The sequence below is a fragment of the Streptomyces sp. NPDC052910 genome (assembly GCF_055585605.1).
Map to the genome: position 1 here is coordinate 180,947 of NZ_JBVJJR010000007.1, position 22,332 is coordinate 203,278.

Genomic DNA, 22,332 nt, shown 5'->3' on the forward strand with positions numbered 1-22,332 from the left:
CCATGTCGAAGGACCACAACACCACCGCCGCTCACGACCGGGACGCGGCGCGGCCGGCGGGCACCGCCTTCGACGCCGCCCGCTGGCAGCGCCGGCTCGACGAACTCTGCGCGGCGCACCACGTGCCGGGGGCCGCGCTCGCGGTGCTCGCGGACGGCGAGGTCCACGAACTGGCCACCGGAGTGCTGCACCGGGGGACCGGGGTGACGGTCACGCCCGACTCCGTCTTCCAGCTCGGGTCGATCGCCAAGGTGTACACGGCGACGCTGGTGATGCAGATGGCGGAGGCGGGGGCACTGGACCTGGACGCGCCGGTCACCGCGGTACTGCCGGAGTTCTCGGTCGCCGACCCCGGGGCCACCGCCGCCATCACGCCCCGCATGCTGCTCAGCCACACCAGCGGCCTCACCTGTGACTTCACCCTGGACACGGGACGCGGTGACGACTGCCTCGCCCGGTACGTCACCGCCGCCGCGGGGGTGGCCCTGGACTGCCCGCCCGGCACCGGCTCGTCGTACAGCAGCGTCGGTTACAACGTCCTCGGGCGCATCGTCGAGGTGCTGACCGGGCTGACGTGGGACGAGGCCCTGAAGCAGCGCCTCCTCACCCCGCTCGGGCTGACCCACACCATGACCCTGCCCGAGGAGGCTCTCGCCTTCCGGACGGCCATGAGTCACCTGGGCGAGCCGGGGCGGCTGCCGGAACCGGCCCCCGCCTGGGACCTCATGCCGCGGTCGGCCGGCCCCTACGGGAGGGTCCTGGCCAGCGCCGGCGACGTCGTCCGGTTCGCCGGAGCGCACCTGGCGGGCGGTGTCGCCCCTGACGGAACCCGGATCCTCACCCCCGAGACCACCGCGATGATGCGCCGGCGCGAGGTCGACGTCCCCGACAAGTGGACGGTCAGTGCCGACGGCTGGGGTCTGGGCTGGTCGCTGTACGACTGGTCCGGGACCCCCGGCTTCGGCCACGACGGCGCCTCCATCGGCCAGTACGCGTACCTGCGGGTGGTCCCGGACGCGGGTGTGGCCGTCGCCATGACGACCAACGGCGGCGGCGCGCGCCGGGTCTACGCGGCCCTCTTCCGTGAGCTCCTCCACGAGCTGGCCGGCGTGCGGATGCCCGACTCCTTCGCCCCGGCCGCGACCCCGCCCGCCGTCGACCTCGCGCCGCTCGTCGGCACGTACCGGCGCGAGGGCGTCGTCATCACCGTCACCGAACGCGACGGGGCCGGGCACCTGCGGTATGAATTCGTCGACGGCATGAAGGACTTCTCCGAACCGCTGGAGATCGCCCTGCGGCCGGTGACGGAGACGGTGTTCGCCGGGTCGGGGGTCGGCGCGGCCTTCAGCGAGGACTGGATGCCGGTGGTCTTCTCGACACTGGCCGACGGCACCGGCTGCTGCTACATCGGGATGCGGGCGGCGCCGAAGGTGGCGTGAAGCGCGGGCGGCGCCGAAAGTGCGTGAGACGCGGGCGGCGCCGAAAGCGGCGTGAGGCGGGGGAAGCGCGACCTGGCGGCCGCGCTCCGCGTGGCTGCCCGCCGACGCCGGACGGGCTGAATAATCAGCACGTCCGGCGTCGGATGGGACGGGCGTGGGCGGCCGCGCGGGGGCACGGCGGAGGAAGCGCGGATGACGCGGGCGACGGAGGTGACGCGGGTGACGCGGGTGACGGGGGTGACGCGGGTGACGGGGGCGGAAGTGGAGGGCCACGCGGAGTGGACCATCCAGCAGGTCGCGCGCAGCGCAGGCATCACCAGCCGCACGCTTCGCCATTACGACGAGATCGGCCTCCTCCCGCCTTCCCGCGTCGGAGCCAACGGCTACCGGTACTACGACGCCGACGCGGTGGCCAGGCTGCAGCGCGTCCTGCTGCTGCGGGACCTCGGGCTGAGTCTCCCGGTCGTCGCGGAGGTACTGGACCGGGAGACCGACGAGGTGGCGGCGCTGCAACGCCACATCCGGTTGCTGGAGACCGAACGCGACCGGCTGGACCGGCGGATCAGTGCCGTCCGGCGCACGCTCGACGCCCGCCGCTCGGGGCAGGACCCGACGATGGACGTGATGCTGGAGGGGTTCAACGATCGTTACGAGGACGAGGTGGTCGCCCGGTGGGGCGAGCGAGCCTTCCGGGTGAGCAACGACTGGTGGCACGGCAAGACCACGCGGCAGAAGCTCGCCTGGAAGCGGGACACCGACGAGCTGATCGAGGCATGGGCCACCGCTTGGCGCGAGGGCGCGTCCCCGCTCTCGGCCCGCGCGCAGGAACTGGCCGCCCGGCACGTCGCCTGGCTCGGCGCGATCCCCGGCACCCCGCTGGCCGACGGTGACCACGAGCGGTCCGCCGAGATGGTGCGCGGACTGGGGGACCTGTACGTCACGGACCCGGGCTTCGCCACCACCTACGGGTCGGTGGAGGGCGCAGCCTTCGTCCGGGACGCGCTGCACGAGTACGTACGCGTTTCCATGGGTGCCACGTAAGACGTGGGGGCCTCGCGAGGCGTGGATGCCTCGCGAGGCGTGGGCGGCCCTTAGGGGCATGAGTGCCCGTAGTGCATGGGCGCCCCGTAGGGGGATGCCCCCAGTCCCGCGTTTTCGCCGTTTCCCCGTGCGGCGAAGCCGGAGCCCGCGTCACCCTGGCGCCACGCCCCCCTCGCCCTTACCTTGGCCCCGGTGGGCACCCCCATCGAACAGCTTGCCGCGTCTCCGGCGGTCAACTCCTGACGTCAGGGGACGACTTCAGACAAGAGGTGAGTCTTGTTCCTCCACCGTCACAGACGCTCCGCCGGCTCAGGCTCCGGCCGGCCCCGACGGACCGGGCCCGGTCGAATACGGCTGATGCGGTCGGTACGACCGATACGGCCGTTACGGCCGGGTCGTCTACGCGTCGCCGCCGCGCTCCTCGGGCTGACGGCCACCGCCGTCGCCGTGAGCCCCGCGCTCGCCACGCCCGACGCGGGCCCGCGGGGACGGCAGTCCCTGGTCCGTCCGATCGACCCGCAGAACTGGCGCAATCCCGACGACATGACCTGGGCGGAGTACCGGTCGGTGCCGGGCACACGCTGGGCCGACCCCGATCTCCAGCCCACCCAGCGGAAGTTCAAGGGCGCGCTGGTCCTCCTCGACTACCCGGACGAGGAGTTCTCGGTCAGCAAGCCGGCCGGTGCCGGCCGGTTCGGCAATCCGCAGCCGCCCGCCTCCGGCATCCCCCGCGACCGGGTGCCCGCCTTCTACCGTGACTTCCTCAACAAGCCCGGCACCCTCAACCACGGGCACACGATCAACGAATACTGGATGGAGGACTCCGGGGGCCGCTTCGGGGTCGACCTGACGGCGTTCGGGGTGTACCGGCTGCCGTGGAAGTCGTACCAGTACGGGATCGAGCCCGACATGAACCCCGGGGCCTGCCCCCGTGGCGACACCTGCGGGAAGGACATCAGGGCCGACGGGAAGCGCGCCTGGGTCGCCGACGTGGGCGCGGGGCAGGCGGGGAAGTTCGACTTCGTCTTCTACCTGACGGCGGGCGTGGACGAGTCCTCCGCCTGGCAGGAGTTCGGGCAGATGAAGTTCCGGTCGGCGGCGGACGTGCCGGCCGCCTGGGGTCCGCCGTCCCCGCTCGCGTCCGGCGGCAACGCGGCGAAGACCCGCTACGTGCCCTGGACATCCTGGCAGGCCGCCGCACGGATCTGGCCGAACGCGGCGGACGGGTCGTCCACGCAGGCCGAGAGCTCCGGCATGGCGACGTTCGCCCATGAGCTCAGCCACATCCTGGGCATCGGGGACAACTACAACAACCCCTACGGGACGCCCCTGAGCCGCAGTTACACGGGCATCTGGGGGATGCTCTCGCGCGGCTCCTTCAACGGGCCCGGTGGCCCCCACACGCGGTGGCGGGTCCCCGCGACCGCCGGCGGCTCCATGGGCGCCCAGCATGTCCTGCGGGACAAGATGAAGCTGGGCATCGTGGACGACAAGAACGTCCTCCGCCTCGACCGCGACGACCTCAAGAACCAAGGGCTCGTCGTCGCCCGCGTCACCGCCCGGTCCGCACCACCCGGCGAGAAAGGCCTCTCCGGCGTCAACGTCGGCATGAGCCGCGACCTCTCCCCGGCCTGCGACCGGACCAAGGACCCGCTCTGCGACGGCGGCGGCTACGACAATTACACCGTCGAGGTCGTCGACCGCATGGGCATGGACTCCTTCACCCCCGACCACGGCGTACTGATCAGCAAGACCAAGAACGCCGACCGCGCCCCCTTCGCCTGGGTGATCGACGCCCACCCCGAGGACATCGGCATGGTCGACTTCAAGCGCCCCGACGGCACTCTCCAGAAGATCACCATGGGGGACTACCGGCAGCTCAGCGACGCCCTCTTCCACGCTGGGGCCGACTCCGGCAGCTCCTACGAGTACGTGGACCGGGCCAACCGCCTGCACTTCTACGTCCTCGACATCCGCCGCGACGCCTCCGGCGTCCTCTCCTACGACGTCGGCGTCAGGTCTCTCGACGGGACCGGCCCGCAAGCGCGTGGCGCGGCCCTGAGCCGCGGGACGGCACAGGGCCGGCCGGTCGACGGCCGGGCCCGGTGCACGTTCGACCTCGCCAACACGGGCCGTCCCGCGGAGGCCGACGACGGGTACCGCTCAGCCGACGTGTACCGGCTGACGGCCGGAGCCTCCGGCCGCGGCTGGTCCGCCTGGCTGCCCAACCGGCTGGCGACGGCCAAGGCCGGAGCGTCCGTCCCCGTCGACGTCGCCGTCGCGGCCACGGCGGGCGCCGAGCGGAACGGCAAGATCACCCTCACGGCCCGCTCCGAGAGCGACCCGAACCGGACGGCCACGGCGACCTGCTCACTCCGCAAGACCGGCCGGTAGGCCTCTTCGGGGGAGGAGGGGTGGGGGCGGCCGATCGGGCGCCGCTCCCACCCTGGCCGGGGTCCTGACCCTGCCTGCCCTCGGACCTCCCTCTACGGACACCGCTCCCCTCGGGGCTCACCCTTCCCCTACGGGTATCGGCTCCCCTACGGGGCTCGCCCCTCCCCTTACCGGCGGGGCTCATCCCTGTCCCGTACCGGCTGTCCTTACCGGTTGTCACTTACCGCCGGGGGCCCGTCGAGTAGCCGGTGCATCACCGGCTACTCGGGAATCGCCGGGTTGGCGGCAGCGGTATGCGTCGTCTCGGGGCGGTGGCGAAGCTCGATCAGGGCGGGGGCCGACAACCGGGGGCGCACCGTCGAGACCGCCAAGAAGCCGATCAGCAACGAAGCCGCCAGAACGAAGCCGTCAGGAAGCCCCTCAGGAACCGAGCCGCACCGCCAGCGCGGCGATGTCGTCGTCCAGTGCTCCCCGGCTGTACCGGAGGAGGTCGCGGTGGAGGGCGTCGAGCAGCGCCCGGGGCCGCGCGGGGGTCTGCCGCCGCATCCACTCCTGGAGCGGGAAGAACGTTCCGTCGTGATCACGGGCCTCGGTGACCCCGTCGGTGTAGAGCAGCAGCAGGTCACCGGGGGAGACGTCGAAGACGTCGACGCGGTACGTGTCCCCGATCAGCCCGGCGAGGTTGAGCAGCGGCGACGGAGCGGACGACTCCAGTACCCGGAGCCCCCTGTCACCCAGCAGCAGCGGCGGGGGATGCCCGCAGTTCAGGACGCCGATCCGGCCGCCCTCGTGCGGGATCTCGACGAGCAGGGCGGTGGTGAACCGCTCCATGAGGTCGTCGGGGGGAAACGCGGCGCTGTACCGGGTGCTGCTGGATTCCAGCCGGCGCGCGAGGTCGCCCAGGTCGGGCACGTCGTACGCGGCCTCGCGGAACGAGTTCACCATCGCCGCAGCCGACCCCACCGCGGGCAGCCCCTTGCCCCGCACGTCCCCGATCAGCAACCGCACCCCGAACCGGGTGTCCGCCACCTCGTAGAAGTCGCCCCCGATCCGCGCCTCGGCCGCCGCGGCGAGGTACAGCGACTCGATCTCCAGGCTCCCGCAGCGCCGCGGCATCGGACTCAGCACCACCTGCTGCGCCGCGTCCGCCACCAGCCGCACCTGGAACAACGTCCGCTCCCGCTGCAACCGCGCATGACTCCCGTACGCCGCCGCCACGGTCACCGCCACGATCCCCGCCGCGGTGTACCCCGTCCCCAGGTCCGGGAACACGATCCCCAGCCCGATCATCAGAAACAGACAGATCGTCCCCAGCAGCACCGTGGGCAGCACCGGCCACATCGCCGCGGCGAGCGCGGGCGCCGCGGGCAGGAGGCGGCTGAACGCCATGCTCCGCGGCGTGTTGTACGCCAGGCTCGCGATCACCACGGTCAGCAGCACCGGCGACAGCAGGGTAAACAGCTCCCGCCCGGCCGGCCGCCGGAACCACAGCCGTCGAGGCTTGATCACATTCCATAGCATAGCCAGGCAACCCGGACATGGCTTTCCGGGCGGATCCGGCCGGTCGCGCCTGGTGGGCCCGGTTTTCGTGCGGCCCGGGGCTCCCTACCGGGCCGACCGTCGGCGACCGACCGTCGGCGACCTCTGGGATCGACCGGTCGGTGCGTCAGTCCGTACTCCTTCTGGCGATCAACGACGGAAGCGAGGCCATGAAGTGTGGACAAAAACGAGGACAACGGAAGCCGAAAAACGTCGAAGGGCCCCACCGCGAACGGTGGGGCCCTTCGACATCGTGCCCGGTGAGGCACTGGCGGAGGATACGAGATTCGAACTCGTGAGGGGTTGCCCCCAACACGCTTTCCAAGCGTGCGCCCTAGGCCTCTAGGCGAATCCTCCGCCGCAAACAATACAAGACGTGGAGCAGTGCTCGCGAACCCGATCCGGGGGCGGGGTGGGGCTGGGGGTCGGGGCGGGGTCCCGGGTGGGGGAGGGGGACCGGGGTGGCGGTGGAGTGCGCTAGGGTGGGAGGCAAGCCCCTCACGTGGCGCTATCTCACCCAACTCCCCCAGGGCCGGAAGGCAGCAAGGGTAAGTGGGCTCTGGCGGGTGCGTGGGGGGCCCTTGTGTTTTCAGGGGGCCGTGGGGGCGGTCATCGGGGCGCGGGTGGGGCCCACGGTGAGGGTGGCCGGGGGCGGAAACTGTGAGCGAGGCCACTTGTCAGTGGGGCCCGATATCGTCGTAGGTGTGTCGTCCCTCGCGCTCTACCGCCGCTACCGCCCCGAGTCCTTCGCCCAGGTCATCGGGCAAGAGCATGTCACCACCCCGTTGCAGCAGGCGCTGCGGAACAACCGGGTCAATCACGCGTACCTGTTCAGCGGGCCGCGCGGCTGTGGCAAGACGACCAGCGCGCGCATCCTCGCGCGCTGTCTGAACTGCGAGGAGGGCCCGACGCCCACTCCCTGCGGCCAGTGTCAGTCCTGCCAGGACCTGGCGCGGAACGGGCGGGGTTCGATCGACGTGATCGAGATCGACGCCGCGTCCCACGGTGGTGTGGACGACGCCCGTGAGCTGCGGGAAAAGGCGTTCTTCGGGCCGGCCTCCAGCCGCTACAAGATCTACATCATCGACGAGGCGCACATGGTCACCTCGGCGGGCTTCAACGCCCTGCTGAAGGTGGTCGAGGAGCCGCCGGAGCACCTCAAGTTCATCTTCGCGACCACCGAGCCCGAGAAGGTCATCGGGACGATCCGGTCGCGTACGCACCACTACCCGTTCCGCCTGGTCCCGCCCGGCACGCTCCGTGAGTACCTGGGGCAGGTTTGTGAGCAGGAGAAGATTCCGGTCGAGGAGGGCGTGCTGCCGCTCGTCGTCCGGGCCGGAGCGGGGTCCGTGCGTGACTCGATGTCCGTGATGGACCAGTTGCTCGCCGGTGCCGCCGAGGACGGTGTGACGTATGCCATGGCGACGTCCCTTCTCGGGTACACCGACGGTTCGCTGCTCGACGCCGTCGTCGACGCGTTCGCGGCCGGGGACGGCGGGGCCGCGTTCGAGGTCGTGGACCGGGTCATCGAGGGCGGCAACGACCCCCGCCGCTTCGTGGCCGACCTCCTGGAGCGGCTGCGCGACCTCGTCATCCTCGCCGCCGTTCCGGACGCCGCCGGGAAGGGGCTCATCGACGCGCCCGCCGACGTCGTCGAACGCATGCAGGCACAGGCGTCCGTCTTCGGCGCCGGAGAGCTCAGCCGCGCCGCCGACCTCGTCAACCAGGGCCTGACGGAGATGCGCGGCGCCACGTCCCCCCGGCTCCAGTTGGAGCTGATCTGCGCGCGCGTCCTGCTCCCCGGCGCGTACGACGACGAGCGGTCCGTCCGCGCCCGGCTCGACAAGCTGGAGCGGATGGGGCTGAGCGCCGGCCCTGCCGCCGGCGGTTTCATGGGAGCGCCGCAGGGCGGCCCTTCCGCCGGTTACGAGCCCGGGCCGCACGCCCACGACCCGTCCGCCATGGGGCTTTCCGGGCCCGCCGCCGCCCGCGCGGCCGTCGCGGGGGCTGCTCCCGGCGGTGGCGCGCAGCCTGCCGCGGCGCCCGCTCCGGCTCCCGTTCAGGCGGCTCCTCCCGCAGTTCCTCCGGCCGCTCCGGCGCCGGCTCCCGCCGTGCCCGCGGAGCCCGACGCCGCCGCGTCCCGTCCCGGTGCGTGGCCGACGGCCACGACACCGGGTCAGGGTGCCGGTCCCGTGCCCGGTGCTGCTGCGGCTCCCGCCACCCAGCCCGCGGCCCAGCCCGGCGCCTGGCCGTCCGCCGCCGCGCCGGCGCAGGGGGCCGGGCAGCCCTCCGCCGCGCGGCCCGGTGGCTGGCCGACCGCGGCTTCGACCCCTGGGGAGGCGCCTCAGCCACCCCAGCCCTCCCGCCCGTCCCAGCCGAGCCAGGCTTCCGGGTACGCCTCGGCGGCTCAGCCCCAGGCGCCCCAGGCACAGCCGTCCCAGGCACAGCCGTCCCAGGCACAGCCGTCCCAGGGGCACGGCGGCAGCGTGGACCAGGCTCGTCAGATGTGGCCGCAGATCCTCGACGCGGTCAAGAACCGCCGACGTTTCACGTGGATCCTCCTCAGCCAGAACGCCCATGTAAGCGGCTTCGACGGAGCCACGCTCCAGGTGGGCTTCTCCAACGTCGGAGCGCGGGACAGCTTCGCCAACAGCGGCAGTGAGGACGTCCTCCGTCAGGCGCTCAACGATGCCTTCGGCGTGCAGTGGAAGGTCGAGCTCGTCGTGGACGCGAGCGGGGCCGGGGGCGGTGGCACCGGCCCGGCCGCCGGCTCCGGTGGCGGGGGCTTCGGCGGCGGTGGCGGCGGCTTCAACGCCGGTGGTGGCGCGTACGGCGGTGGTGGGGGTGGCTTCGGCGGCGGAGGCGGTGGTTTCGCCCCGACCGCCTCCGCCCCGGCCGCTCCCCGCCCGCAGGCCGCCGCCCCGGCCTCCGCGCCCGCCCCACAGTCCTCGCAGCCTCCGCAGCCTCCGCAGGCCTCCTCCGGCCCGGCCGCACCGCGCCAGGCCGCTTCGGCGGCCCCGGCGCAGCCTTACCGCGCGCCTGAGCCGCCGTCCGTCGCCCTCGAGGACGACATGCCCGCCGAGGACGACCCCGATCTCGACGAGACCGCTCTCACCGGCCATGACCTGATCATTCGCGAGCTCGGTGCGACCGTCATCGAGGAGATCGCCAACGAGTAGATCGAGGAGATCGCCAACGAGCGGCTCGACGAGTGGCTCGACGAGTGGCGGGGGAGGGGAGCAGTCCCGAGGACGGGTCAGCGGGAGGCGACGGGGCGGGCCGATAGCCGTGGAGGCCGGAGTGCACCGGCCGGACTTGCGGGGAGCCCCGTCGGCGTCCGGGCCGGCTGAGCAGATACGGGCTCTACGGTCTCCCTGGCGGCCCCAGCCCTCCTGGCTGCCCCGGCCCCTCGGCGGCCCCGCCCCCACGCGCTTCGCCCACCCGGCCGCCCCGGACTTCTTCCCCTCGCATGGCGCGCCGCGCTCGGTGAACACGTAGGCTCGGGCTACCGACCCCGCGTCGGACCGCGCGACGCCCAGCCGTGCCGCACGGCGCGCCGTCGTACCGTGTCGTACCCGTAGTCGCGAGAGCACAGGAGCGAAGCCGTGATCCCCGGTGGTGGCCAGCCCAACATGCAGCAGCTGCTTCAGCAGGCTCAGAAGATGCAGCAGGACCTCGCCGCAGCTCAGCAGGAGCTGGCGGAGACCCCGGTCGAGGGTTCGGCCGGCGGCGGCCTCGTGAAGGTCACCGTCAGCGGTGCCGGGGAGCTCCAGGCCCTGGTCATCGACCCGAAGGCCGTCGATCCCGAGGACACCGAGACTCTCGCGGACCTCATCCTCGCCGCCGTTCGCGACGCCAACAACGCTGCCCAGCAGCTCCAGCAGCAGAAGCTCGGTCCGCTGACCCAGGGGCTCGGCGGCGGTATCCCCGGCCTGCCGTTCTGACTCGGTCGCGACCGGGTCGGGCCGTAGCCCGGCCCTGATGTGACTCGACGAGGACGGAAACCGGTCCGGATCGGACCGAACCGGCCTCGGCCCGCCGGGGCCCGCGCTGGAGGGGCCCCGATCGGGGAAACTCGAGAACACCGGGGCAGGCCTTCAAGTACTGAGGCCCAATCCTTGAAGGCCGATCCCTGAAGCCCCAGCCCTGGGGCCCCGGCCCTGCAGGCCGAGACCCGAATCCCGGAGTTTCAAGACCGGGGCTCACGGCCGAAGCCGAAGGCCTGAGGCCACGACCCGAGGCCTCGGGGCTCGACCCCCGAGCCCCACCCGAGAAGGAGAACTCGATCCGTGTACGAAGGCGTGGTCCAGGACCTCATCGACGAGCTGGGCAGGCTGCCCGGCATCGGTCCGAAGAGCGCGCAGCGGATTGCCTTCCACATCCTCCAGGCCGAGCCGACCGACGTCCGTCGGCTCGCCCAGGCCCTGACCGAGGTCAAGGCCAGGGTCCGGTTCTGTGCGGTCTGCGGCAACGTGGCGCAGGAGGAGCGGTGCCGGGTCTGTCAGGACCCGCGCCGCGACCCGGCCGTCATCTGCGTCGTCGAGGAGCCCAAGGACGTCGTCGCCATCGAGCGGACGCGTGAGTTCCGCGGCCGTTACCACGTCCTCGGCGGGGCCATCAGCCCCATCGAGGGTGTGGGCCCCGACGATCTGCGCATCCGCGAGCTGCTGGCCCGGCTCGCGGACGGTGCCGTCACCGAGCTGATCCTCGCCACCGACCCCAACCTGGAGGGCGAGGCCACGGCCACTTACCTGGCGCGCATGGTGAAGCCGATGGGACTCAAAGTCACCCGGCTCGCCAGCGGGCTGCCTGTGGGCGGAGACTTGGAATATGCCGACGAGGTCACGCTCGGGCGTGCCTTCGAAGGGAGACGACTTCTCGATGTCTGACGCAACGCTCCACGACGCCAAGCGCGAACCGGACGACTTCGTCGTCTCCGTCGCCGACTCGATCGAAAGCTTCATCGTCGCCGTCACCGAGGTGTCGCGCGGCGACGAACCGGACAGTGCCGTCCCGTTCCTGCTGCTGGAGATTTCCCAGCTCATCCTCACCGGTGGCCGGCTCGGCGCGCACGAGGACTTCCTGCCCGACGAGCGCTACGAGCCCGACGTGGGCCCGGAGCCCGACGTCGACGAGCTCCGCGAACGGTTCGCCACGCTCCTCGACCCGGTCGACGTCTACTCCGAGGTCTTCGACCCGTACGTCCCGCGCAGCGCTCCCGTCGCCTGTCGGATCTCCGACGACCTCGCCGACATCATCACCGACCTGCGGCACGGCATGGCCCACTACCGGAACGGCCGCGTCAGCGAGGCCCTGTGGTGGTGGCAGTTCTCGTACCTCTCCAACTGGGGCCCCACGGCTTCCGCCTGCCTCCGTGCCCTCCAGTCCCTCGTCGCCCACGTCCGTCTCGACCAGCCCCTCGTCGAGCTCGACGGCCTCGACACGGACGCCGTCGGCACCGAGGAGCAACTGGAGGAGGAGGCGGGCCGCGTAATGGCCGCGGAGATCGGCGGGACGGCGCGGCTGCGCTCGCTCTGACGGACGGACGAACGGGCGGTCGGACGGACGGTCCGGCCGGACCGGGTGAGGGGCGGCGGTACGATCCGACGCCCCGGAACCCGCTCGGTCACCCGGTCATCCGACGCACGGAACGGGTTCCGGCACCCCCGTGAAATCCGTGGAGCAGGACCACCTTCACCTGGGACGATGCGCCCCATGGACCGGATGGTCGATCTCGACCAGGCCGCCGCCGTGTGACCGAACGGATCCCCTACTGGAACGCCCTGGGGCTCGCGGCGCAGGCCCTGACGTGGCGTGACGAGGCCGTATGCCGGCCGCGGCCGCTTCTCACCGACCGCTCGGCAGTCCACGACCCCGACTCCGTGGGTCTCGCCCCCTTACGGGTCCGGGTGGCACCGAACTCCAGGTCGTCCTGTTCCGCGGCGCCTCGGCGGACATCTATTTCTGCGCGAGCCTGGAAGAGGGGGATTACGGAAGTCTTCCCACCCCGAAGTTCACCTCGGCCGCGGACTTCGCCGCCCAACTCGACGGATGGGTCCGCTGTGTCTGGCCGTTGCCGGACGGAGGGGAGCCGGGGCTCGGAGCTCGAAGTTCAAGGCAGGCTTGAAGCGCGGGAATTGCGCTCGGCGACGGGCCCCGATTTGTCCGACTGCCGCCTGGAGCTCAAGCTTCGGAGTTCCGAGCTCCGAGACCCGAGCTCTCTTTTTGATGAATGGGCGGTGGGATGTTGTTTTCCCGCCCACCCGCCCCTCCTGCGGGCGCGTCCGCGCGGCAACGCGCGTATACCACAGGGAAGGTGACGCGTGGTGATCGGCTTGCGGCGGTGGGTGAGTACCCTCTAGCGTTCGGGACAAGAAACGACCCCGGTCGGTGCGCCAACACCGGGTCCGGGGTCTGGCCAACGAGATCGAGGAGATTCGATCTGTGGTTACGGCCCATGCTAGTGCCGTGGTACCCGCCCCCGCATACCCCATGGCCAACCAGGGGTTCGGGAAACGTCAGGCACCGGACCAGCTCCCGCCCGCGCCCGCCGACTTCACGCACCTGCCGGCCCGCGAGGCGTCGATCGCGGCGTTCGTCGACCGCCTCCCCGAGGGCGCGGCGATGGACGCGAAAACCCTGGCCAAGTGGCTGCCGAACTACGGCCAGGCCGCGTGTCGTACGGCGCTGAGGAACCTTGTCGCCGCCGGGCACCTGATCAGCAAGCGGATGCAGGTGATCGGTGAACACGGCTCGCGCTGGGTCACCTGCACCTTCTTCTCTCGAACCCCGCGGTCGCCCGAGTGGTGGGAGCGTGTGGCAGAGGGCTTGTTGCCCGACGGGGGCGCGTGGGAGGCCGTACGCGACCCGTACGCGCTCCGAGAGTCCGTACGGGGAACGGCACTTGCGTGGGGTGAGGCTCCCGTAGGGGGTGGTGATTCTGTAGGGGACGCTGATCTCGTAGGGGTTGCTGATGCTGTAGGGGCCGCGCTGCCCGTTTCGGGCGGGGCTCCCGTACCGGGTGCGGAATGCGTAACGGGTGCGGACTCCGTTTCGGGTGCGGAACCCGTAGGGGACTCCGGGGCCGTAGGGGACTCCGGCCCTGGAGGGGAGTTCGGGGCCATAGGGGACTCCGGGGTCGGATGGGAGTTCGGGAGCGTAGGGCGCTTCGGGCCCGTAGAGGAATCCGGGGCCGGGAACTGCGGAGCCGTACGGGAGTCCCACCCCCTAGGGGAGCCCGACCCCGTAGGCGCGGCAACGCCCGTAGGGGACACCGAACCCGTACCCCCCGCCCCTCGCCGCCCCGCCCATCCACCCGGCTGCTCGCAACCGCCCCAACCACCTCATCCGCCCTACCCATCCCGCGCATCACGCCCTTCCCGCGCGTACCGCGCCCTCGCCTCCCTCGGGATTCGGGACCCGCGCCTGACCCTGTCCGCCGCCGACTGCTCCGCCCTCGAACCCCTTGCCACCGAATGGCTGGAGCGCCAGGTGTCCAAGGAGCAACTGCTGGCGGCCCTGACGACCGGACTGCCGCCTGAGGTCTACAACCCGGCCGCTCTGCTGCGGAAACGGCTGGAGAGCAAGATGCCGCCCATCCCGTTCCGGCCGCTCCCACTCCAACCCCCGCCACCGGCCCCACTCCCACCCCCGCCCTCACGCCCATCCCCGCCGACACCCTCATCCGCGTCGTCACGCCCATCCGCGTCGTCATCCCCAACCGCGTCATCACCGCTGCCCTTGGCCTCCGAGATCGTCGTCCGGAGCCACACCGCCTGTGCCGACTGTCACGGCACCGACGCGGCCACCGAGTCGGGCAACGGTCTCTGCGCGACGTGCGCGTCCCCGCCCAGCGCACCGGAGGAAACCGAGCCGCTGCCCGACGACTTCGACGACCTGATGGCTCACATCCGGCAGGGCGTGGTGCGGGCACGTTCCGAGTTCCGTTCCAGGCGCACCGGACCGGGCCGCGCCGCCACCGGCAGACGCTCGTAGAAGAACCACGCCCGTGACGGGCCACCCACCGCAAAAGCTCCCGTTTTTCCGTAAGGGGCGCCCTGGAGTTCCCGTAAGGGGCTCTCCGGAAATTCCCGCGCCCCTTACGGGCACACCCGGAACCGTGCCGGAAATCCGTCGCTGACGTCTCAGCATGCGGCTCCCCGGGGGCGCGATCCCGCCGCTCGTTAGACTGAGCCGACCGCATTACACAGAGCTGCGAGGAGCGCACGTGGGCCTTGTCGTGCAGAAGTACGGAGGCTCCTCCGTTGCCGATGCCGAAGGCATCAAGCGGGTTGCCAAGCGAATCGTGGAAGCCAAGAAGAACGGCCACCAGGTCGTCGTCGTGGTTTCCGCGATGGGTGACACGACGGATGAGCTGATCGACCTCGCCGAGCAGGTATCGCCGATCCCTGCCGGGCGAGAGTTCGACATGCTGCTGACCGCCGGAGAGCGCATCTCCATGGCGCTGCTGGCCATGGCGATCAAAACGCTCGGCCATGAGGCGCAGTCGTTCACGGGCAGTCAGGCCGGGGTCATCACGGACTCGGTCCACAACAAGGCGCGCATCATCGATGTCACGCCCGGGCGCATCCAGCAGTCGGTCGACGCGGGCAACATCGCGATCGTGGCCGGCTTCCAGGGCGTGTCCCAGGACAAGAAGGACATCACGACGCTGGGCCGGGGCGGTTCGGACACCACCGCCGTCGCCCTCGCCGCCGCGCTGGACGCCGAGGTCTGCGAGATCTACACGGACGTCGACGGGGTGTTCACCGCCGATCCGCGCGTGGTGAAGAAGGCGCGCAAGATCGAGTGGATCTCGTTCGAGGACATGCTGGAGCTGGCGAGCTCCGGTTCCAAGGTGCTGCTGCACCGCTGCGTGGAGTACGCGCGCCGATACAACATCCCGATCCATGTGCGGTCGTCCTTCTCGGGGCTCAAGGGCACATGGGTGAGCAACGAGCCTCCAGGAGGTCAGCCGGTGGAGCAGGCGATCATCTCGGGTGTCGCACACGACACGTCCGAGGCGAAGGTCACGGTCGTCGGGGTGCCCGACAAGCCGGGCGAGGCCGCGACGATCTTCCGCGCCATCGCGGACGCCGAGATCAACATCGACATGGTGGTGCAGAACGTCTCGGCGGCGGCCACCGGTCTGACGGACATCTCCTTCACCCTGCCGAAGGCCGAGGGCCGCAAGGCGATCGAGGCGCTGGAGAAGACCAAGGGCCGCGTCGGTTTCGAGCACCTGCGGTACGACGACCAGATCGCCAAGATCTCGCTGGTCGGCGCGGGCATGAAGACCAACCCGGGGGTCACGGCGGCCTTCTTCGAGGCGCTGTCCAACGCGGGCGTGAACATCGAGCTCATCTCGACCTCCGAGATCCGCATCTCGGTCGTCACGCGCGCCGACGACGTGAACGAGGCCGTCCGGGCCGTCCACACCGCGTTCGGTCTGGACAGCGACACGGACGAGGCGGTCGTGTACGGCGGGACCGGACGCTGAGCGGTCGGTTCGATTGGTCCTGTCGGTCCGCTTGAGCCGCTTGGTCCGCTTGGGGGCTGTGGTCTCCGGGCAGGCACCGGTTCGGGCCGGCGACCGCCTTTGACCGGCGTCGGTTCCTGACCGGCGTCGGTTTCGGATCGGCATTGGTGTCTGATCGGCACTGGTGTCCGATCGGTGTCGCCTCGGCTTCGTGTGGCCGGGGTGACACCGATCGCCGGGCCGCACCAACCGTGGGCGCGGCTCGCGGGGTGACGATGCGCTCGTCCGTCGTGCCCGACTCAGTGGGCGGTGCCAACCGGCCCGCCGCCGATGGGCATTACCCCGGCCGACGGCGTGGAGGCCGACGGCGTGGAAGCCGATGGTGCGAGGTCGACGGCATGGAGGTCGACGGCGTGGAGGCCGGCGGAGAACAAGGTCGGCGAGCGCGTCCGGTGGCACCGGGTCCGTATCCCACCGCCCCCGGATCGCCGAACTCGTGGCGGCGGGGACGGGTGCTCCGCAATACTGGGGAACGTGTGAAGGTTCTGTGATCAAGCCATTGGTCCGGGCCCCTTGAACTGCGCGGACGTCCCGTCCGAGCAGGTGCTCACCGTTCCGTGTGCTCCCCGCCGTCCCTGACCGACGGTGGCACGGGAGCGGCGCCAGAACCGGTGTTCCGGCGGGGGCTCGCCTGCCGCCTTCGCTCAAGGAAGCCGGGCACCAGGGCGTTTCGCGGCATGAGGAGGGCTGGTACGCATGGCGGCACACGGCGCGGCGGTCCGTGGCACGTCGGCGGCCGGGGGGCCGAGCGCGTACAACCCTGGTGGGGGGAAGCGTGTCCAACAGGCGTGGCAGAGGTCATCAGCATCGCAACGGTCCCGAGGCGCGCAAGCGTCGCAGCGCGCTCGCGTACGCGTGCTGCGGGCGGTATGCCGGTGATCGCCCCCTGGCCTCCCACGTCGGCCTCTCCGGACGCGGCGCCCGCCACTCCGGACTCGGAGCCCACTCCCGCCTCTGCCGCAGCCCCGGCTCCCGCGGCGGAGCGGACGACGGCCCGCGTCCCGACCCAGCCCACTCGGGGCCAGGCCGTCGACACGCGGACCGGCGAGATCCGGACCATCGCGGACCACGCGCCGCCGGCCGCGTTGCCGCACGCCACGGCACCTCTGGAGGGCGTCGGGCCGAGCGTCGGAGACCGTCGGGAAGCGACGTGGCAGACTCTCGCGCCGAGCACTGACACGGCGATGAATGACACGACGGCCGTCGGCACCACCGTCGATCACCTCACCGAGACGTACCGGGCGCACTACCGGTCACTGCTCGGCCTGGCCGCCCTGCTCCTGGATGACACAGCCTCCTGTGAGGACGTCGTGCAGGAAGCTTTCATCCGCGTGCATTCCGCCCGCAACCGGGTCCGCGATCCGGAAAAGACCCTGGCCTACCTGCGGCAGACCGTCGTCAACCTGTCCCGCTCCGCGCTGCGCCGCCGCATCCTGGGGCTGAAGCTGCTCTCCAAGCCGATGCCCGACATGGCGAGCGCCGAGGAGGGGGCGTACGAACAGCTCGAGCGAGACCAGTTGATCAAGGCGATGCGCGGCCTGCAGCGCCGGCAGCGCGAGGTACTCGTGCTGCGGTACTTCGCCGACATGACCGAGGCCCAGGTGGCCGAGGTGCTGGGCCTCTCGCTCGGCTCGGTCAAGGCATACGGCTCACGAGGCATCGCCGCGCTCCGTGTCGCCATGGAGGCTCCGGCATGAACCACCCCAACCCGGGCGACCAGCACCAGAACGACCAGCACCGCCAGCACCAAAACGAGCAGCAGCATCAAAGCGATCAGCAGCACCAGAACGATCAGCATCACCCGGACGAACAGCAGCACGTGAACGAGCAGTATCAAGACATACGGCCGCACGACGCGCAGCCACGCCCCATACCGCCACACGGCACACGAGGCGGGCGACCTCCCTGCGGGCAGCCCCCTGGTGCGCAGCCCCTGGACGAAGAGACGCGGCCCCTGGACGAACAGACGCAGCCCCTGGACGAACAGGCGCTGCGCCGCATGCTGCGGGGCGCCGTCGAGAACCTCACACCTTCCGACGGCGCGCTGGAGCACCTCCATCGCGCCGTACCCGCCCGACGTACTCGTCGGCGCCAGGCGCTGGGCGGTGTCGTGGCGGCGGTGGTGTTGCTGGGAGCGGCGGTGCCCGCCCTGATGCACGTCGCCGACACCGTCGGGGTCACCGGCTCCGACGACCGCCCCGCCAACGCCGCCAACAGCCACCGGCACGCCGAAGAAACGGTCGGGGACACGACACGTGCCGCCGACCCCGCCGACCCCGAACGGCCCGGGGGCGGCACGGCCGCCCGTGGCGAACACCGCGTCGAACAGCCGAGCGGTGGCGACAGCGGCACCGCACGGACGAGCCGGGAACCGAACCGCCCCAGCGACACCGTCGGCAGCTCCTCTCCGACCCCCGGTGTCACGCTCAGCGCCGCCGCTCCCACCTGTGACCGTGCCCAGCTCGGCAAGGGCTCCGGGGAAGTCGGTACCGCCGACGCCGCGGGCCGGGTCTACGGCGCGTTCCGCATCGTCAACGTCTCGCACGCCTCCTGCGCGGTCACGGGTGCCGGAGAGCTCGTCGCGCAGGCGGGAAGCGGCACGCAGAAGGCGCGCATCTCCGTCGTGGACCACACCACCGGGGATCCGGCGGCCGGCCTCCCCGACCCGGAGCGGGCACCCCGCGCGGTGCTCCTCCGGCCGGGACAGGCCTATGAGGTGAAGTTCGCCTGGGTCCCGGCCGCGGCCGGCGGAACGTCGGGCTGTACCAAGTCCGGCGGCAGCGCACCCACCTCGCCTCCCGCCGCCGGAGCCCCCACCAAGGCCACCGGACGAGTCGCCGAAGCGCCTACCACCACCACCGCACCGGCACCCTCCTCACCCGCCGTCGTGCCGTCCGAGTCGCCCGCCCCGCCGGCGCCGACAGGCAGCGTCACCCTCACCAACATCCCGGTGGCCGGCGATCCGGCCGCGGCGGAGGCCCGGATCCCCGACGCGTGCGCCGGGACCGTCTACCACACGGGCCCCCTCCCGGCCGCGACCCCGCCCGCGTAGGCCCGGCCCGGGGTAGGTCCCGTCCGCGTAGACCCGGCCTGGGCAGGTCCCGTCCGCGTAGGCCCGGCCCGCGTAGGCGCCGCCCGCGTGTCCCGTTCCGGCCCGCATACGTAGGCCCCCGTCCACGTAGCCCGGCTCGCGCGGCCCCGGCGGCGCAGGCCCCGAGCCGGCCCGAGGGGCGCGCCCAATCCCAGGGCCGCCTGCCGTCACGCTCCGCGTTCCCCGTACCGTGGGGGCGTGTACCGGTTCCTGCTGACTCCTCGCTGGTGGGGGATCAACGTCTTCGCCGTGCTGGCCATCCCCTTCTGCCTCTTCATGGGCAGTTGGCAGCTCGGTCGCTTCGAGACCCGCGTCGACTCGCACCACGAACAGCAGACCCAGGCCGACGAGGCGCGCCGCGCCGCCGCCACGCCGTTGCGCGACCTGCTGCCGGTGACGACGGAGACTTCGGGGCGCAAGGCCAGCGCCACCGGCCGCTATGACACCGAGCACCAGCTCCTCGTGCCCGACCGGGACCTCGACGAACGCAAGGGCTTCTACGTCCTGACGCCGCTGCGCACCGACGACGGCAAGGCGCTGCCCGTGGTCCGGGGCTGGGTGTCCGGCGACGCCGGTTCCAAGGCCGACACGGCCAAGGTGCCCGCCCCGCCGCCCGGCCGGGTCACCGTCGCCGGCGCGCTCCAGTCGTCGGAGAGCGCGACGTCGAAGGGCGTTCGCACCGGCGGCCTGCCCACCGGCCAGTTGGGCGTGATCAGCGCGGCCTCACTGGTCAACCTCCTTCCTTACCCGGTGTACGACGCCTGGATCACGGCGACGGACGCACCGGCTCCGCTGACCCCGGTGCCCCCGGCCGCCGCGCCCAACACAGGCCTGGACCTCAAGGCGTTTCAGAACCTCGGTTACACCGGTGAGTGGTTCGTCTTCGTAGGCTTCGTGCTCTTCATGTGGTTCCGGCTGTTCCGGCGCGAGGTCGAGGCCGCGCGGGACGCGGCACTGGGCCTCGCACCGGACCCGGGCCCGGTCGGTGCCACCGTCCCGGCTCCGGCTCCGGTGGCCGTTCAGCCGTCTGCGGCCGGGAAGGAACCCGAGGCCGGCCGACCCGCGGCCGGCCGACCCGCCGTCGGCCAGGCCCCGGCGGCCGTTCGAACCCAGGCGGCCGTCCGGATCCCGGCGACCGGGCGGGGCTCCGCTGCCGAACAGGATTCGGCGCCGGAGTAGGAACCGCCGCCGGAGGCGTCCCCGCCGCTGCCCTTGTCGGGCGTCACGCCGGAGCGGGACTCCGGTGCTCCGGACGGTCGTCCCGCAGCCCCAGGTGGCGCTCCGCGAAAGCGATCTCCAGCCGGACCTGCTTGATCCGCTCCTCCACGACCAGCGAGCCGTGGCCGGCGTCGTACCGGTACACCTCGTGCGGGTGACCGCGCTCCTCCAGCCGCCGCACGTAGTTCTCCACCTGGCGTATGGGGCAGCGGGGGTCGTTCACCCCGGCCGAGATGTAGACCGGCGCCCGGACCGCGTCCACGTAGGTGAGGGGCGACGAGGCGGCGAAGCGCTCCGGCACCTCCTCGGGGGTACCGCCCAGGAGGGTGCGGTCGAGGGCCTTCAGCGCTTCCATCTCGTCCTCGTACGCGGTGACGTAGTCCGCGACGGGAACGGCGGCGAGGCCCACCGTCCAGGCGTCCGGCTGCGTGCCCACCCCCAGCAGCGTCAGGTACCCGCCCCACGAGCCACCCGACAGCACCAGCTTCTCCGGATCGGCGAGCCCGGAGGCGACGACGTGCTCGCGGACGGCGGCGATGTCCTCCAGCTCGATCAGCCCGACGCGGTGCTTGAGCGCGTCCGTCCACGCCCGGCCGTAGCCGGTGGAGCCGCGGTAGTTCACCCGGACGACCGCGAAGCCGTGGTCGACCCAGGCCGCCGGGCCCGCGGCGAAGGCGTCGCTGTCGTGCCAGGTGGGTCCGCCGTGGATCTCGAAGACCGTCGGGAAGGGGCCCTCGCCCGCCGGCTTCTGCAACAGGGCGTGCACCCTGCCGCCGGGCCCGTCCACCCATATGTCCTCCACCGGGACCGACTCGGGCGCCCGGATCACACCGTTCGCCCCGGACGGCGCCTCCAGCACCACGTGCCCCGCCGTCGAACGGACCACGGGAGGCTTCTCCGCCGAGGACCAGAGGAACTCGACCGATCCGTCGGGGCGTGCCATGGCACCGGACACCGTGCCCGAGGGGGTCTCCAGGCGGCTCAGGGAGCCGTCCGTCAGGTCGTAGCGCCACAGCTCGCTGCGCGCGTGGTGGCTGTGCTCGATGAGCAGGGCCGAACCGTCGGGGTACCAGTCGGCCTCCAGGTCGCCCGGGAGGTCGAGGGATATCACCGTCTCCTCCCCGGTGACCGCGTCCCACAGGAGGGGCTCCCACCGGCCGCGCCGCTGGTGCCCGAGGAGCAGCCGGGAGTCGCCGGGGACGGGAGAGAAGCCCGTCACCGACAGCCCGAGCTCCTGGGTGCCGCCCTGGGTGTCGTCCAGCTCGGCCACGGTCGTGCCGTCCAGGCGGAGGATCCGGACCGCCGAGTGCATGGCGTCGCCGTGCTCGGTGTGCTCGACCGCGATCAGGGTGCTGTCGTACGAGAGCCCGGCGACCACGGCCGACTCGTCGTGCCGGTAGATCTCCATCGGCCCGGCGCCCGGCCGCGCCACGTGGACCGACGAGCCGGACTTGTCGGTGGACCGGCCGATCACCGCCGTGCCGTCCCGGCCCAGGGCCAGGCCGTTCGGGTAGGAGGGCTCCAGGCCGGGCACCGCCGGCTCGTCCGCGCCGCCGTGGAAGGGCTGCCGCATCCAGACGCCGAACTCGTCGCCGTCCGTGTCCGAGAACCACCAGATCCACTCGCCGTCCGGTGTCAGTACCCCGCCCGTGGTGCCGTTGGGGCGGTCCGTCACCTGCCGCTGCTCGCCGCTCGCCCGGTCCCACGCGTACACCTCGTAGGTGCCTGTCGCGTTGGACGTGAACAGCGAGCGGTCGGGTGCCTCTTCCGCCCATCCGGGCAGCCCCGTGCGGGGCGCCCGGAAGCGCTTTTCCCAGTCGGGCATGGACTCGTCGCCCCGCAGGGCCCCGTTGCTCTCAGTCATGACCCCATTCTGCGCCGAACCACCGACATCCGGCCCGGACGGCACCGAGTCTGTGGACAACCTCCCGCTTGTGCATAACTCCGTGCCCCTGGCGGGTGATTGTCCTTCCGATGCGGCCGTTTGTGGGGTGTTTCGCCGCGGGCTGTCAGTGGTGCGACTCATAGTGGGGGCATGGACGAGACACCGACGACATGGGGCCCGGCCGGGC

General features: G+C 71.8%; 14 protein-coding genes, 1 tRNA gene and 1 other RNA gene. 13 read left to right on the forward strand and 3 right to left on the reverse strand.

Features of this window, described 5'->3' with window-relative positions; translation table 11 throughout:
* Positions 1 to 2: 2 nt before the first annotated feature.
* The 3 genes from ACZ6X9_RS24815 (at position 3) to ACZ6X9_RS24825 (ending at position 4,874) form a co-directional block, all read left to right on the forward strand.
* Positions 3 to 1,439, forward strand: coding sequence for a serine hydrolase domain-containing protein (locus ACZ6X9_RS24815; protein ID WP_469780200.1), 1,437 nt, complete (start codon positions 3 to 5; stop codon positions 1,437 to 1,439).
* Between the two features lie 192 nt (positions 1,440 to 1,631).
* Positions 1,632 to 2,480, forward strand: coding sequence for a MerR family transcriptional regulator (locus ACZ6X9_RS24820; RefSeq protein ID WP_469780201.1), 849 nt, complete (start codon positions 1,632 to 1,634; stop codon positions 2,478 to 2,480).
* A 357-nt stretch (positions 2,481 to 2,837) separates the two neighbouring features.
* Complete coding sequence (locus tag ACZ6X9_RS24825; protein ID WP_469780202.1) at positions 2,838 to 4,874, forward strand: M6 family metalloprotease domain-containing protein; 2,037 nt, start codon at positions 2,838 to 2,840, stop codon at positions 4,872 to 4,874.
* A gap of 420 nt (positions 4,875 to 5,294) precedes the next feature.
* Here the strand turns inward: ACZ6X9_RS24825 and ACZ6X9_RS24830 are convergent, their stop codons facing one another.
* A complete protein-coding gene (locus tag ACZ6X9_RS24830) occupies positions 5,295 to 6,263 on the reverse strand; it encodes a PP2C family protein-serine/threonine phosphatase (RefSeq protein ID WP_469780363.1) in 969 nt (322 codons plus the stop codon).
* Positions 6,264 to 6,682: 419 nt separating this feature from the next.
* Positions 6,683 to 6,770 (reverse strand) — tRNA-Ser (locus ACZ6X9_RS24835).
* A gap of 133 nt (positions 6,771 to 6,903) precedes the next feature.
* On the opposite strand from ACZ6X9_RS24835, the gene ffs reads away from it, so the two are divergent.
* The 10 genes from ffs to ACZ6X9_RS24885 all read left to right on the forward strand — a co-directional run bounded on the left by ffs (position 6,904) and on the right by ACZ6X9_RS24885 (position 20,221).
* Positions 6,904 to 6,998: signal recognition particle sRNA small type (gene ffs / locus ACZ6X9_RS24840), an RNA gene on the forward strand.
* 119 nt (positions 6,999 to 7,117) lie between these two features.
* Positions 7,118 to 9,592: a DNA polymerase III subunit gamma and tau gene (locus tag ACZ6X9_RS24845; RefSeq protein ID WP_469780203.1), complete on the forward strand. Its 2,475-nt coding sequence runs from the start codon at positions 7,118 to 7,120 to the stop codon at positions 9,590 to 9,592.
* Positions 9,593 to 10,018: 426 nt separating this feature from the next.
* Complete coding sequence (locus ACZ6X9_RS24850) at positions 10,019 to 10,357, forward strand: YbaB/EbfC family nucleoid-associated protein (RefSeq protein WP_469780204.1); 339 nt, start codon at positions 10,019 to 10,021, stop codon at positions 10,355 to 10,357.
* A 345-nt stretch (positions 10,358 to 10,702) separates the two neighbouring features.
* Positions 10,703 to 11,302, forward strand: a complete 600-nt coding sequence (gene recR / locus ACZ6X9_RS24855) for a recombination mediator RecR (RefSeq protein ID WP_469780205.1) — start codon at positions 10,703 to 10,705, stop codon at positions 11,300 to 11,302.
* Entirely contained in the window at positions 11,295 to 11,951 is a 657-nt protein-coding gene (locus ACZ6X9_RS24860) for a DUF5063 domain-containing protein (protein WP_469780206.1), read from the forward strand. Before recR ends, ACZ6X9_RS24860 begins: the two co-directional genes overlap by 8 nt.
* A 2,202-nt stretch (positions 11,952 to 14,153) precedes the next feature.
* Positions 14,154 to 14,408 (forward strand): hypothetical protein, encoded by a 255-nt coding sequence (locus tag ACZ6X9_RS24865; RefSeq protein ID WP_469780207.1) that lies wholly within the window; start codon positions 14,154 to 14,156, stop codon positions 14,406 to 14,408.
* Positions 14,409 to 14,640: 232 nt separating this feature from the next.
* Positions 14,641 to 15,912, forward strand: coding sequence for an aspartate kinase (locus tag ACZ6X9_RS24870; protein ID WP_152263168.1), 1,272 nt, complete (start codon positions 14,641 to 14,643; stop codon positions 15,910 to 15,912).
* A 1,124-nt stretch (positions 15,913 to 17,036) separates the two neighbouring features.
* Positions 17,037 to 17,648 (forward strand): SigE family RNA polymerase sigma factor, encoded by a 612-nt coding sequence (locus ACZ6X9_RS24875; protein WP_469780364.1) that lies wholly within the window; start codon positions 17,037 to 17,039, stop codon positions 17,646 to 17,648.
* Positions 17,645 to 19,003 (forward strand): hypothetical protein, encoded by a 1,359-nt coding sequence (locus ACZ6X9_RS24880; RefSeq protein WP_469780208.1) that lies wholly within the window; start codon positions 17,645 to 17,647, stop codon positions 19,001 to 19,003. Before ACZ6X9_RS24875 ends, ACZ6X9_RS24880 begins: the two co-directional genes overlap by 4 nt.
* 237 nt (positions 19,004 to 19,240) lie before the next feature.
* A complete protein-coding gene (locus ACZ6X9_RS24885) occupies positions 19,241 to 20,221 on the forward strand; it encodes an SURF1 family protein (RefSeq protein ID WP_469780209.1) in 981 nt (326 codons plus the stop codon).
* Between the two features lie 43 nt (positions 20,222 to 20,264).
* On the opposite strand, the gene ACZ6X9_RS24890 is transcribed toward ACZ6X9_RS24885, so the two are convergent.
* Positions 20,265 to 22,085, reverse strand: a complete 1,821-nt coding sequence (locus ACZ6X9_RS24890; protein WP_469780365.1) for a S9 family peptidase — start codon at positions 22,083 to 22,085, stop codon at positions 20,265 to 20,267.
* Positions 22,086 to 22,332: the final 247 nt, after the last annotated feature.

Excerpts from the sequence above, each read along its gene's own strand:
- ACZ6X9_RS24815 (WP_469780200.1), top strand. The coding sequence starts at position 3 with ATGTCGAAGGACCACAACACCACCGCCGCTCACGACCGGGACGCGGCG.
- ACZ6X9_RS24820 (WP_469780201.1), top strand. The coding sequence starts at position 1,632 with ATGACGCGGGCGACGGAGGTGACGCGGGTGACGCGGGTGACGGGGGTG.
- ACZ6X9_RS24825 (WP_469780202.1), top strand. The coding sequence starts at position 2,838 with ATGCGGTCGGTACGACCGATACGGCCGTTACGGCCGGGTCGTCTACGC.
- ACZ6X9_RS24830 (WP_469780363.1), bottom strand. The coding sequence starts at position 6,263 with ATGGCGTTCAGCCGCCTCCTGCCCGCGGCGCCCGCGCTCGCCGCGGCG.
- ACZ6X9_RS24860 (WP_469780206.1), top strand. The coding sequence starts at position 11,295 with ATGTCTGACGCAACGCTCCACGACGCCAAGCGCGAACCGGACGACTTC.
- ACZ6X9_RS24880 (WP_469780208.1), top strand. The coding sequence starts at position 17,645 with ATGAACCACCCCAACCCGGGCGACCAGCACCAGAACGACCAGCACCGC.
- ACZ6X9_RS24890 (WP_469780365.1), bottom strand. The coding sequence starts at position 22,085 with ATGCCCGACTGGGAAAAGCGCTTCCGGGCGCCCCGCACGGGGCTGCCC.